This window comes from Sphingopyxis sp. GW821-FHT02C12 (genome assembly GCF_059421785.1).
In genome coordinates, this window is the sequence record NZ_JBWKVQ010000002.1 from 802,400 (window position 1) to 815,630 (window position 13,231).

The window sequence follows — 13,231 nt, forward strand, 5'->3', positions numbered from 1 at the left end:
CGATGCACAATTTCGTTAGGCGACTGCCAAATCGGGGGCGACATAGGCGAGGGCATTGGCGAGCAGGCGGCGGAAGTTCGGGTCGGCATAAGCGGCGGGTCCGTCGCCGGGCTGCAGGTAGACGAGGCGGCCGGCGCCGACGGGTTTTTCCCAGGCGATGAGGTCGGTTTCGGGGCGATGGTCCCAGCCCGTATTGCTGAACATCTGCCCCGCGACGGCCTGCGCCGCCGAATAGAAATTGTCGCGAACGAAGGCGTGGTCGGCGCGGAGCAGCGGTTTGGCCGCGCCCCAGACCGGGGCCAGATACAGCTCGTCGCAGAGCGGAAAGCGGGACGGCAGTCCGGCGGTCACGGGATGTTCGGGGTCGAGGACGATGGCGTCGTATTGGACCTCGTGGCGATAGCCCGAGTCGAGATGCGCAGCGCCGTTCGCTTCGCCGGGCGCATAGAGAAAACGCCCGCCGACCATCTCGGCCCACTCGGGCCACTCGGCCCAGCCCGCGATCGCATGGTGCATCGCGACCGCACCGCCGCCGCGCGCGAAATGGTCGGCGATGGCGCGGCGATAGGTGAAGGAGGGCGGCCGCGTCGCCGCCTTGCCATCCTCGAAGCGATAGCCCGGCATGTCGTAGAAGAGGATCGCGGCGGCGTCCTGAGCCGCGCCTTCGGCGATCGCCGTCTCGGCCTCGGGGTGGATCAGATGCGTCACCGTCCAGCCGGTGAAGCTCGCGAGCAGGCCGGCGAAGGGTTCGGCCTCATAGGGATGCCCGCCCGAGAGGACGAGAAGTTGCCGTGGCCCCGTCATGCGATCTTCAGGATCATCTTGCCCTGATTGCTCCCCGCAAAGAGCCGCATGAAGGCGTCGAAGCTGTTCTCGATCCCTTCGTCGATATGTTCGTCGGCGACGAGTTTGCCCTGTTGCAGCCAGGCCGCCATTTCGGCGCCGCCTTCGGCGAAGCGCGGGATATAATCGGCGACGAGCAGCCCGCGGATCGAGGCGCGGTGGACGATGAGCTGCCAGATGTTGCGCGCGCCGATCTTTTCGACGCTGTTGTACTCGCTGATCAGGCCGCAGAGGCCGATGCGCGCGCCGTGGCGCAGATTGTTGAGGCCGGCGTCGAGGATGTCGCCGCCGACATTTTCGAAGATGATGTCGACGCCGTCGGGCGCCTCGGCGCGGATCGCGGCGGTGAGCGCCTGAAGGTCTTTCCCGCGATAGTCGATCGCGGCGTCGAAGCCGTAGCGGCCCGTCAGCTTCGCGCATTTTTCGGGACCTCCGGCGATGCCGATGACCTTGCTCGCGTCCTTGATTTTCGCGATTTGTCCGACGAGCGAGCCGACCGCGCCGGCCGCGCCGGTTACGAGCACGACATCGCCCGGCTTGGGTTCGCAGACGTCGATATAACCGAAATAGGCGGTCATGCCGACCGCGCCGAGGACCGAGAGATAGTTGGTCACCGACGGGACGAGCGAGGCGTCGATCGGCTGGGTGAAGCCGCCGACGGTGCCGACCGAATAATCCTCGATGCCGTTGAGGCCGAGCACCCACTGGCCGGGTTCGAACCCTTCGGCCTTGCTCGCCTCGACCACGCCGACGGTCGAGGCGCGGACCGGGTCGCCGAGCGGGATCGGCGGCATATAGCTTGGCGCATCGTCCATCCAGCCGCGGATTGCGGGGTCGAGCGAGGCATAATGGTTGCGGATCAGGAACTGGCCGTCGGCGAGCTCGGGCGTCGGTTCGGTGACCAGCGAAAAATCGTCGGCGACCGGTTGGCCGTTCGGACGGCGGGTCAGCAGGAAACGGCGGTTGTCGGGCATGGGTAGTCCTCAGGCAGGGGTGATGGCGACCGGGATCGCGCTTTGCAGCGACTGGCCGGTGATCGGGTCGTAACGGACGGTTTCGCTGACGAGGCGGTTGGTCGAGTTGCCGCGGGTCCGCACCTCGTCGGCGCCGACGTCGGGACCGCCGAACGCATGCGCCATCGACACGACGCCGGGGCGCATGCCCGTGGCGGCGCGCGCCTCGGCGACGACCTCGCCCGCTGCCGAGCGGATGCGGACGATATCGCCCTCGCTGCACGGGATGCGCGCCATGTCGTCGGGGTGGAGGAAGGCGGGGTTGGTGGTGCGCTTGGCGGTGAGCGCGGGCAGGTTCTGACCCGTCGAATTGAAGCGGTGGCGGCTGCGCCGCGACACCATGCGGTAGGGGAAATCGGGAGTCGGCTGGCCGGCGGTCGCATAAGCGATCAGCTGGTCGGGCATCGCCCCGGCGGTAAGGTCGAACCGGCCGGGGGCATCGGGATCGCCGGCTTCGACGACCGGGTGCAGGTCAGGATAGATCACGGCCCGGCCGTCGACGGTGTCGGCGCGGACCTGGCCCGGCGCGACGACGCAGCCGGCGGTCATCAGGTCGAGGAATGTCTGTTTGCTGGGCTTCTCGTCCATCGGACAGGGGCCGCCGGCGAGCGGGATCGGGCTGCCAATGCGGTGCGCGAGGCCCCAGAGCATTTCCCACTCCTCGATCAGGTCGCCGGGCGCGTCGATCATCGCCTCGGTATAGCGGGCGTAGGGGATTTCGTACCACCATTCGGAAAGGTTGCTGATGTCCTCGCGTTCGAGGCACATGGTCGGGGCGAGGATATAGTCGGAGCGTTTCGCGGTCGCGCTCTCGGCGTTGACGTCGATGCAAACGAGCAGGTCGAGACCGCCGAGCGCGCGGGTCATCTTGTCCTGATCGGGGAAGGCGACGACGGGATTGCCACCGATCACGATCAGCGCGCGGATCTGGCCTTCGCCGGGGGTGAGCATCTCGTCGGCGAGGACGTTGCACGGCATTTCCATGCCGAGATGGGTGAGGCCGCGGATGCGCGAGGCGGGAAAGCCCTCGCCATAGAGCGCCATCGGCGGCGACACTTGCGCGCGGCGCGGGCTGACCGCGGTGAAGACCCGCGGGATCGAGCTTTTCTCGCCCTCGCGGCAGAAGCGCCCGCAGAGGATGTTGAGCGACGAGACGAGATATTGGGTGAGCGTGCCCTGGCCCGCCATTTCGGGGCCGGTGCCGGTCGAGACCACACCCTTGGTGCCGGTCGCGAACATGCGCGCGGCGGCGACGAGCTGCGCCTCATCGACCCCGGCGCGGCCGGCGGCGACGGCGGGGGTGAAATCGGCGACGGCGCGCTGGAGGTCGTCGAGGCCATCGACATATTGCTGGACGAAGCCCTTGTCGTAGAGTCCTTCGGACAGGATGACATGGATGATCCCGGCGAGCATCGCGGGGTCTTCGCCGGGGCGCACGGGCAGGTGGATATGCGCGAGCGCCGCGACGTCGCTCTCGCGCGGGTCGGCGACGATCAGCTTCAGCCCCTTGTCGAGCGCATCGCGCAGGCGGCGTGAGGGCGAGAAGGGGGGCAGGCCGCCCGGCGGGCCGTAGTGCGAGACGATCGGGTTGTTGCCGATGAAAAAGGCGACGTCGGCCTCGGCAAAGGTGTGCATGCCGCCCATCCAGTTGCCGTAGCGCATCGTCGTATAGACCTTGGCGGGCTGATCGAGGGTCACCGAGGTGTAGATGTTGCGCGTGCCGAGTCCCTGCGCGAAGGCCATCGCGCTGCCGACCCCGGCGCTGTTCTGGAAGGCGTAAGTGCCGCCATAGACCGCGACCGCGTGTGGGCCATGCTCGGCGATGATCGCCGACAGCCTGGCGCCGATCTCGTCGAGCGCGGTCTCCATCGCGATGTCCTGAAACGCGCCATCGACGCGTTTACGCGACACCGTCAGCCGCTGCGGGCCGTGATGCGCCTCGGGCAATTGGCGGCCCTTGATGCAGGTGTACCCGCCGAACACCGGGTCGTCGGGGTCGCCCTGCACCTTGGTCACGCGGCCTTCGTCGATCGTGACGAGCATCGCGCAATTGGCGTGGCAGAAGCGGCAGAAACTGCGGCGGACCTCAGGCATCTTTTCTCTCCCTGATCGCACCCTACGCCGACCGCGGCGCCGATCGACTGGCACTTTTGGCGGTGGCTGACGGCGGGACGCGGGCGCAATTTCCGGACAAAGAACAGGGAGAGTATCGATGCCGACATCGCGCCAATGGCTGCTCAACGGACATCCGCGCGGACGCGGGATCGAGGACGGCGATTTCGTGCTGGCCGAAAAGGAGGTCGGTGCGCCCGGCGACGGCGAATTGCTGCTCAAGACGCTCTACCTCGGCTTCGACCCGGCGCAGAAGGGCTGGATGGAAAATATCGCCGACTATGTCGCGCCGATGGCGATCGGCGACGTGATGCGCGGAAGCGGGATCAGCGAAGTCGTCGAGAGCCGTCATCCGGGTTTCGCGGCCGGCGACCTGGTGATGGGGTCGACCGGCTGGACCGAATGGCATGTCTCGAACGGCGACGGGCTGGTGAAGATCGACACCGCACTGCCGCCGACCGCGATGCTCTCGGTTCTCGGCACCACCGGCGTTACCGCCTATTGCGGGCTGTTCAAGGTCGGGCGTCCCGTCGCGGGCGATACGGTGCTGGTTTCAGGGGCGGCGGGGGCGACGGGATCGGTCGTCGGCCAACTCGCCAAGATCGCCGGCTGCCGCGCGGTCGGCATCGCGGGGGGCGAGGACAAGTGCCGCTGGCTGGTCGAGGAAGCCGGTTATGACGCCGCGATCGATTACAAGGCGGGTAATGTTCGAAAGCAGATCAAGGAGCTTTGCCCCGGCGGCGTCAACGTGATCTTCGACAATGTCGGCGGCGCGATTTTGAACGACATGCTCGGCGAGATCGCAACCGGCGCCCGCGTCGCGGTGTGCGGCGGGATCAGCCGGTACGAGAGCGGATCGCTGCCCGCGGGGCCGCAAAATTACTTCAACCTGATCTTCCGCCGCGGCTCGATGGCGGGGTTCATCGTGCTCGACTGGGCAGCCGAGTTTCCGGAGATCCGCAAGCGGCTCGAGGGCTTCGTGCTCGATGGCCGGCTGAATTACCGCGAGGATGTGCAGCACGGGTTCGAAAATGCGCCCGCGACGCTGAAACGCCTGTTCAGCGGCCAGAACCGCGGCAAGCAACTCTTGAAACTCTGAGGAGAACGACATGGGCAGGCTGGCAGGCAAACGCGCCGTCATCATCGGCGCCGCATCGACGGGCAATATGGCGCAGGTGACCGCGCGGCTGTTCGCGCGCGAAGGCGCGACGGTGATGGTCGCGGGGCGTAAGCGGGAACCCCTCGACGCGCTGGCGGCAGAGATCGGCGGTCACGCCGCGCTGTGTGACATCACCGACAAGGCGTCGGTCTTTGCGCTCGCCGATGCGGCGAAGGCGGCGATGGGCGGGATCGACATCGCGATGAACGCGAGCGGCTGGGGGCTACTCAAGCCGCTGCTCGAGGTGACCGAGGAGGAACTGGACGCCATCGTCGCGTTGCAGTTCACCGGGGTGCATCATTTCCTCCAGGCCTTCGTCGGCGCGATGCTGGCGAACGATCCGACCGGCGGGTCGATCATCCAGATTTCGTCGGCGACGACGCGATCGCCGATCGGCAATCATGCGGCTTATATCGGGACCAAGACGGGGTCGGAGGCGCTGATCCGCTGCGTCGCCAATGATTTCGGCGCCGCGGGCATCCGCGCGAATATCGTGTCGCCGGCATTTACCGAGTCGCCGATGACCGAGGGGGCGTTCGCGACCCCGGGGCTCGTCGATGCCTTTTTGCCGCGTTATCCGCTGGGGCGGCTCAACACGGCGCAGGATGTGGCGAATGCGTGCCTGTGGCTGGCGAGCGACGAGGCGTTTGTGACCGGCGAAAATTTGCAGCCGAATGGCGGGCTGGCGCTGCGCGGTAACCCGCAGGAGCATGACATTGCGGCGGCGGTGGGTGCGGCGATGGCGAAGTTGCAGGCCTGAAAATCCTCCCCACGCGAAGCGATGGGGAGGGGGACCGCCGCCGCAGGCGGTGGTGGAAAGGTAGCGACGTTAGCGCCAAAACCCCTCCGTCAGCGCTTTGCGCTGCCACCTCCCCAACGCTTCGCGATGGGGAGGATCTTCAGCCGATTTGCCGCTCGCGGCCTTCCCAATAGGGTGCGCGCAGTTCGCGCCGCAAAATCTTGCCCGACGGATTGCGCGGCAGCGCGGGGATGAAATCGACCGACTTGGGGCATTTATAGCCCGCGATCCGTGTCCGCGCCCAAGTGATGATCTCGGCTGCGTCGGCGGTCTCGCCGTCCTTCAGCACGACGCACGCCTTCACCGCCTCGCCCCATTTCTCGTCGGGGACGCCGACGACCGCGACGTCGGCGACGGCGGGATGGCCGTAGATCGCATTCTCGACCTCGGCCGGATAGACATTTTCGCCGCCCGAGATGATCATGTCCTTCACCCGGTCGTGGAGGTAGAAATAGCCGTCCTCGTCGGTGTAGCCGGCGTCGCCGGTGCGCAGCCAGCCGTCGCCGTCGATCGTCTCCGCCGTCGCCTCGGGCCGGCCCCAATATTCGCGCATGTTGGCCTGCGCGCGGATCGCGATTTCGCCGATTTCGCGCGGGGGCAGGGCGTTGCCGCTGCCGTCGATCACCCGCATCTCGACCCCGCGCAGCGGTTTGCCGACCGAGCGCATCCGTTCGTTGCCCGCCGGGTCGTGATCCTCGGGGGGCAGCGCGGCGATGGTGCCCGACGTCTCGGTCATCCCGTACATCTGAACGAAACCGCACTGGAAGATGTCGATGCATTGGCGCAGCAGGTCGAGCGGGATCGGCGAGGCGCCATAGGAGATGTGGCGGAGGCGCGAGAAATCGACCTCGCGGGCGCGCGGCTGGTTGACGATGATCTGCATCGCCGCGGGGACCATGAAGATTTTCGAGATGCCATGCGCCTCGATCAGGTCGAGCACCCCGCCGGGGTCGAATTCGCGGGTGATGACGCCGGTCGCGCCATTGGTCATCACGGTGATGCCGTAACCGGTGCCGCCGATATGGAAGCTGGGCATGGCGACGAGCCCGACGTCGTCCTCGTCCCAGCGCTCCCAATCGGCCTGAAGCGCGGGGTCGCGGTCGAGCCGCGAGCGCAGCACCGACCCGTTGGTGAGCACCGCGCCCTTGGGTTTTCCGGTGGTGCCCGAGGTGTACATCTGGATCACCGCGTCGGTCTCGCCGCGCGCGATATCGGGGTCGGTGTCGGCAAAACCGTCGCGCCAGCGGCTGTAATCGGGAAAGCCGCTCGCCGCGCCTTCGGTCGCGATGACATGGTCGATGCCGGGAAAAGTATCCCGGTTTGTCGCGACCAAATCGGTGAATTCGGGGCCGACCAGCAGGAAACGCGCGTCGCAATCGGCGATGATCCACGCGATCTCGGGCACCGCGAGGCGCCAGTTGACCGGAGTCATCACGCCGCCGGCCTTGGCCACCGCCATCACCGCCTCGAAATAGAGATCGCTGTTCTTGCCGAGATAGGCGACGCGGTCGTCGGGTTTCAGCCCAAGCGCGATCAGTCCGTTCGCGGCGCGGTTGCTGTTCGCGTCGAAGTCGGCATAGCGCGTTGCGCGGCCTTCGAAATGGAAGAGAATCTTGTCGGGCCGTTCGCGCCCGTTCCGCCGCGCGACGTCGGCGACGCGCTCGAATGCTGCGACCTTTTGCGTCACCTTTGTCCCGCTCCCTTTATGCGCGCCCTTCGCCGAGCGCCTGCCGGTAGAGCATGGAGTCAGCCGCGTAGAAATTGCAATGGAAACCCGACGGGACGCGGAACGGTATCTGCACCATCGCGACCGGACCCGCCGCGATGTCGAGCGCGTCGAAGATCGCGAGTTCGCTCGTCGCGGCGCCGGCGCGGTGGACGAGCGTCATCGCATAACCGTCGCCCTCGCCTTGCGCGCCGACCCTGGGCGCAAAGACCATCTCGCCGCACGAGGCGCCGTTGCCGAAATGATAATAGTCTTCCTGGCCGCTCACCGTGTCGAACCGCAGCACACCGTCCATTCCCTCGGCGCGGCCGTCGCGGCTGTTCAAGTTGATGTTGGCGAAGCTGTGGCGCGAGGCGCGCGTCATGAAGCGGTCGTCGGGGCGCGGGAACTGGATGTCGCGGTCGTTGAGCGTTTCTTCCTTGATCCAGGTGCCGTTGCCGTTGGTGCCCGGATCGATCGTCCAGCGGCGCAGGCTTTGCTGGGTGTCGCCATGCGTCCGTTTGACCCCCGTCTCATCGGGGAACAGCGCAGTGCCGTTGGCGGCGGCGACATCGGCGACGATCTTGCCGTCCTGTTCCCAGACGTTGAGTTCGTGGAACATGTGGCGCGGTTCATAGTCGAACCATCGGATATCGCTCGCGCTGCCTTCGCGCGGCATCATCCCGAATTTTGTCGGACGGCCGTTGACCCAGGCGGTCATCGGGCCGCCCTTCATGAAGCGACCCAAGTCGGCGTCGATCGGAATGACCGGGAAAACGACCCAGTTTTCGGTCAGGAAAAAGGTGTGCATCAGCGCGTTGTGCGGCATGTCGATGACTTCGGCCTTGCGGACGCTGCCATCGGCGGCGATCACGTCGTAGCGCATTTGCGGGGCGCCCATCGGGCCATTGATCGCCATGCCGATGTTGATCAGTTCGCCGGTAAAATGGTCGATCTTGGGATGGGCGGAGAAGGTGGTGGTGATCGTCCCACCATAATGTTCCTCGCCCAAGGTCTCGAGCGTGCGCGGGTCGAGTTGGACCGCCGGCGCGCCTTCCATCAGCGCGAGCAGCTTGCCGCCATGGACGATGATGTTGGTGTTGGCGGTGTTGTAGCGCTTGCCGGCGACCGAGGGATCGGCGGTCATCGGGTTGCCGAACAGCCCGAACAGGCGCTTGCCCGCCGCTTTCTCCAGCTCGAATTTCTCGGTCCGCACCCAGCGGTTGAGCATCGCCGCGCGGCCGCCTTCGATGTGGAAGGCATAGACCATGCCGTCGCCGTCGAACCAGTGATACTCGCCCTCGCGCGTCGGATAGAGCGGCTCGGGGCCGTTGCGATAGAAGACGCCGACGAGGTCGGTCGGAATCTCGCCCTCGACGATCAGGTCGGGGGCGGTGCCCTCGAACCGCACCGGCTGGTGGTGTCCTGACAGATAGGGATGGTCGAAAAAGGCCTGGGTCATCGCTGGTCCTTGTGCGGTTCGCTGGGCTTGATCGAACAAGGGGCGGTGCAACGCGCCGCCCCTTGCTCCCCCTTTCTTCCCGCCGTGCCCGGGGCGGGAAGTTTCAATCCGTCAGAAACGGAAGCCCAGTTCGACCCCATAGGTGCGCGGTTGCTGCGCCGCGCCGAAGGTGAAGAGCCCGGCGACCGGCAGGGTCGATGACAGCCCCTTGTGGTTGGTCAGGTTGCGCCCGAACAGCGACATGCTGACCTCGCGATCGTCGCCGAGCAGGAAGGTATAACCGATCTGCGCCGACAGGTTTTCGCGGTCCTCGGTGAAGCAGCGGTTGTCGTTGGTGACCGCGCCGGGGGTGATCGGCTTGTTGGGCGCGATGCAGGTGGCATATTTGCTCTGGTACCGCAGCAGCGTCGAGGCGTCGAAGCGGCCCGACCCGATCTCCTTGCTGTAGTTCAGCCCCGCCGACCATGCGAATTTGGGCGCGCGGCGCAGCGTCAGCGTCGAGACGTCGTCGGGGATGCCATCCTGCGCGCTGCCCGGGGTCAGGCCGACGACATCGTTGAAGAAATTCTTGTAATTGGCGTCGGTGTAGCTGAACGAAGCGTTGAAGCTGAACGCGTCGGACATTTGCGCGATGATCTCGGCCTCGAACCCCTTGATGTCGGCCGACGACGCGTTGCGCACCACGGTTTCCTGCGGGCTAGACGATCCCGGCGGCGAGGGCTGGACGACCTCTTCCTGCTTGTTGTCATATTTGGTGTAGTAGAAGGCGAGGTTGGTGCGCAGCGTGCGGTCGAGCCAGTCGGCCTTCAGCCCGACCTCATAGGCGTCGACCGTTTCGGGCTGGTACGGCCCGAGCGAGGTCGGCGACGCCGCGCGGCCGTTGAAGCCGCCCGAGCGGAAACCGCGCGAGAAGGAGGCATAGGCGAGCTTGCCGGGTTCGAAGGTATATTCGGCATTGGCGCGCCAGGTGAACTTGCCGAAGCTGTCGCTGCCCGAACAATTGTTGGCGGGGCTATAGGCGGGCAGGACGACCCCCGGCGCAGGGCTGATCGTGCCGGTCACCGCGACGCATGTCGTGCCGTCGAAGGTCGGCTGGGTGATCCGGACGAGCGCGCCGATGCGACCGTAATTGTTGAAAATCGTCTTTTTGTCATCGGTATAACGGGCCCCGAGCGACACCTTGAACTGGTCGCTGAGCTTGATCTGCGCGTCGGCGAAGCCGGCGTAGGATCGCGCGCTGTGATCGACATATTGGCGCAGCACCGCCGTCGATCCGCCGCCGAGCACGACGCCGAAGTTGGTCGACTGGTCGAGCGTGTAGCCGCTGTCGAAATAATAGCCGCCGACGAGCAGGTTCACCATGTCGAAATCGGCCAGCAGGCGAAGCTCCTGGCTGAACTGGTGATATTTCTGGTTGCGCTTGGTTTCGAAGAAATTCGCCGAGCTGCCGTCGAAATCCTGCGTCACCGACTCCTTGTTCTTGATGTAGCCGGTCACCGACGAAAGCGTGATGGCGTCGCTGAGGTCGATGTCGATATTGCCGGTGATGCTGTCGACATCGTTGCGAACCGGCGCGTCGATGTTGCTGAAGGTCGTATACAGACCGCGGTTGGGCAGCAACGAGCGGTTGCATTCGGTCAGCGGTGAAAAGCCCGGTGCACCTGGCGCGGCGCAAATCACGTCGCGGCGGGTTTCGGACAGCGCCGCGGCGATCGTTTCGCCGCGCTCGCGGCTGTGCTGATAGGTGACCTGCGCGGTGATCGCGTCGCTGGGGGTGATCAGCGCGGTGACGCCGCCGGTCAGCGTTTCATATTTGCCCTCGCGGCGGCCCTTGGTGACGTTGTAATAATAGCCGTCGGTTTTGTCGTAATAGCCGAACGCCTTGAGCGCGATGAAGCCGCCGAGGGTGCCGGTGTTGACCACCAGGCGCCCCCGCTTGGTATCGAAGCGGCTATAGCCGAACTGGCCGCGCACCCCGAAATCGTCGGTCGGTTTGGTGCGGGTGACGTTGATCACGCCGCCGATGGTGTTGCGGCCGAACAGGGTGCCCTGCGGACCGCGCAGCACTTCGAGGCGTTCGAGGTCGAAACTGTCGAGCAGCTGGCCGGTGTTGGTGCCGATGAAGACGCCGTCGACAACGACGCCGACCGCGGGGTCGAAGCTCTTCTCGATATCCTCGAAGCTGATGCCGCGGATCGAGATGGCGGCGGCGCTCGGCCCGGCGCCGACCGAGTCGACGACGAGACTGGGGACGCGGCCGGCGATGTCGCGGATGTCGTCGATCGTCGCCGATTCGAGCGCGGTCTGGTCGAGCGCGGTGACCGCGATCGGGATCGACTGGACGCTTTCGGAGCGCTTCTGCGCGGTGACGACGATTTCGCGGAGCGCGCCGCCGCTGTCGTCGGTGGCGGGGGCGTCCTGCGCGAACGCCGGCGTGGCGATGGCAAGTGCAGCGAGCGACACGGTCGCGTAGACGGCGGGCAGCATTCGGGCATGCGTGGACATCGGATTTCCTCCCTCTCGTGCCGCCGCATAGGCTCGTCGGTCACGTTGGAAGGCAAGGTCCGCTTTATGCCGGGTTTGAACAATCATCAAAAATATCAGGCGTCCCGCAAAGGCAGTCAACGCGTTGAATTCAGGTTCTTTGTGTCGAGCCTCCGTCGACAAACAGCCCGTGGCCCGACATGAAACGCGCGTCGTCGGAGGCCAGAAACGCGGCGACGTCGGCAATATCTTCGGGCTGGCCAAGCCGCCCGAGCGCCGCCTTGTCGATCCAGTGCTGCTTGAACGCGGGCATGGCGCCAAAGGCGGGCGCGGTCATCGGCGTATCGATCGCGCCGGGCTGGATGCAGTTGGCGGTGATGCCATGGGCACCGACCTCGGCGGCGATCGATTTGGTCATGCCCAGCACCGCGTGTTTCGACGCGCCGTAGGCGGTCATTCCCGCCTCGCCGAAACTCGACATCACCGACCCGATCAGGATGATCCGGCCGTGCGGCGAGCGTTTGAGCAGCGGCAATGCGTCGCGGACGAGCCGGAACACCGCGGTGACGTTGACCGCCATCATCTGGTCGAAAAATTCATCGCTGTGATCGTCGAGCGGCTGCATGCCGGTGATGCCCGCGCAGGGAATCAGGATGTCGAGTCCGCCGAAACGCGCTTCGGCTTCGGCAACGAAACGGGCGTTGGCGCCCGGATCGGTGACATCGGCGACGATGTCGACCTCGCCGGCGCGGTCGGTCGTCAGCACCCGCGCGCCGTCGGCGGCGAGGCGCCGGGCGATCGCCAGCCCGATCCCCGAACCGGCGCCGGTGACGAGCGCGGTACGGCTTTCCAGGCGCCCCGCCATCAGAGCGAACTGCCGCCGTCGATGCGAAATTCGGCGCCGGTGGCAAAGGCGGACTCGTCGGAAGCGAGATAGAGGACGATCGACGAAACCTCTTCGGGCTTGCCGAGCCTGCCGACGGGATGTGTGGCGACGAAACCGGCGTAGAGCGCTTCGGGGTCGTCGACTTGAGCCATCACCTTGTCGATCATCGCGGTGTGGATCGCTCCCGGATGCACCGAGTTGCAGCGGATGCCATAGCCTTTGGCGGCATAATGGAGCGCGACCGACTTGGTGAGGTGGGTGACCGCCGCCTTGGCCGCATTATAGCCGGCGAGGTCGGCCTGCGCCCGCACTCCGCACATCGACGACATGTTGATCACCGACCCGCCATGATCCTTCATCTTCGGAATGATGTGTTTGCAGCCGAGGAAGACGCCGTCGACATCGACGGCGAATTCGTGGCGAAAGGCCGCCAGCGTCAGGTCCTCGATCGAACCCATGGTGGTGATGCCGGCATTGTTGACGAGGATGTCGATCCGGTCGCAGGGGCCGAGCGCGGCGAGCCATTCCCCTTCGTTCGACACGTCGAGTTTCACGAAACGCTGGCCGAGTTCGGCGGCGAGCGCCTCGCCCGCGGCGGTGTCGATGTCGGCGATCACGACGCTGGCGCCTTCGGCGACGAAGCGGCGGACGATGTCGAGACCCAGCCCCGACGCGCCGCCGGTGACGAACGCCGTCTTGCCGGCGATCCGCCCGCGATCCTCTACCATGCCATCCTCCGTGTTTATGCGGCCACTATCATGCCGCCGG

Annotated in this window: 10 protein-coding genes; 2 read left to right on the forward strand and 8 right to left on the reverse strand. The window is 66.0% G+C overall.

Translation table 11 applies throughout. The features are described from left to right. Window positions 1-15: 15 nt before the first annotated feature. Genes AC07U1_RS19135 through AC07U1_RS19145 form a run of 3 tightly spaced genes read right to left on the reverse strand, consistent with a single transcriptional unit; the run spans window position 16 to window position 3,950 of the window. The gene (locus AC07U1_RS19135) at window positions 16-804 is read right to left on the reverse strand and encodes a ThuA domain-containing protein (protein WP_495177875.1); all 789 of its coding nucleotides are present in this window, start codon (window positions 802-804) and stop codon (window positions 16-18) included. Continuing rightward, complete coding sequence (locus AC07U1_RS19140; RefSeq protein WP_495177874.1) at window positions 801-1,817, reverse strand: NADP-dependent oxidoreductase; 1,017 nt, start codon at window positions 1,815-1,817, stop codon at window positions 801-803. The genes AC07U1_RS19135 and AC07U1_RS19140 overlap by 4 nt, the downstream gene beginning before the upstream one ends. A 9-nt stretch (window positions 1,818-1,826) precedes the next feature. Continuing rightward, window positions 1,827-3,950 (reverse strand): molybdopterin-containing oxidoreductase family protein, encoded by a 2,124-nt coding sequence (locus tag AC07U1_RS19145; RefSeq protein WP_495177873.1) that lies wholly within the window; start codon window positions 3,948-3,950, stop codon window positions 1,827-1,829. A 118-nt stretch (window positions 3,951-4,068) separates the two neighbouring features. Between AC07U1_RS19145 and AC07U1_RS19150 the strand changes: the two genes are divergently transcribed. Both AC07U1_RS19150 and AC07U1_RS19155 read left to right on the forward strand, forming a co-directional pair. After that, the gene (locus AC07U1_RS19150; RefSeq protein WP_187140364.1) at window positions 4,069-5,067 is read left to right on the forward strand and encodes an NADP-dependent oxidoreductase; all 999 of its coding nucleotides are present in this window, start codon (window positions 4,069-4,071) and stop codon (window positions 5,065-5,067) included. A gap of 10 nt (window positions 5,068-5,077) precedes the next feature. Next, window positions 5,078-5,887 (forward strand): SDR family NAD(P)-dependent oxidoreductase, encoded by an 810-nt coding sequence (locus AC07U1_RS19155; RefSeq protein WP_495177872.1) that lies wholly within the window; start codon window positions 5,078-5,080, stop codon window positions 5,885-5,887. A 139-nt stretch (window positions 5,888-6,026) separates the two neighbouring features. Here AC07U1_RS19155 and AC07U1_RS19160 read toward each other — a convergent pair whose 3' ends face one another. The 5 genes from AC07U1_RS19160 to AC07U1_RS19180 form a co-directional block, all read right to left on the reverse strand. After that, complete coding sequence (locus AC07U1_RS19160; RefSeq protein ID WP_495177871.1) at window positions 6,027-7,613, reverse strand: fatty acid--CoA ligase; 1,587 nt, start codon at window positions 7,611-7,613, stop codon at window positions 6,027-6,029. Between the two features lie 16 nt (window positions 7,614-7,629). Further along, a complete protein-coding gene (locus AC07U1_RS19165; protein ID WP_495177870.1) occupies window positions 7,630-9,093 on the reverse strand; it encodes a carotenoid oxygenase family protein in 1,464 nt (487 codons plus the stop codon). Window positions 9,094-9,204: 111 nt separating this feature from the next. After that, on the reverse strand, window positions 9,205-11,598 hold the full coding sequence (locus AC07U1_RS19170) for a TonB-dependent receptor (protein WP_187140360.1): 2,394 nt from the start codon (window positions 11,596-11,598) through the stop codon (window positions 9,205-9,207). Window positions 11,599-11,728: 130 nt separating this feature from the next. Next, window positions 11,729-12,442, reverse strand: a complete 714-nt coding sequence (locus tag AC07U1_RS19175; RefSeq protein ID WP_495177869.1) for an SDR family NAD(P)-dependent oxidoreductase — start codon at window positions 12,440-12,442, stop codon at window positions 11,729-11,731. Beyond that, on the reverse strand, window positions 12,442-13,191 hold the full coding sequence (locus AC07U1_RS19180; RefSeq protein WP_495177868.1) for a glucose 1-dehydrogenase: 750 nt from the start codon (window positions 13,189-13,191) through the stop codon (window positions 12,442-12,444). The genes AC07U1_RS19175 and AC07U1_RS19180 overlap by 1 nt, the downstream gene beginning before the upstream one ends. Window positions 13,192-13,231 lie beyond the last annotated feature (40 nt).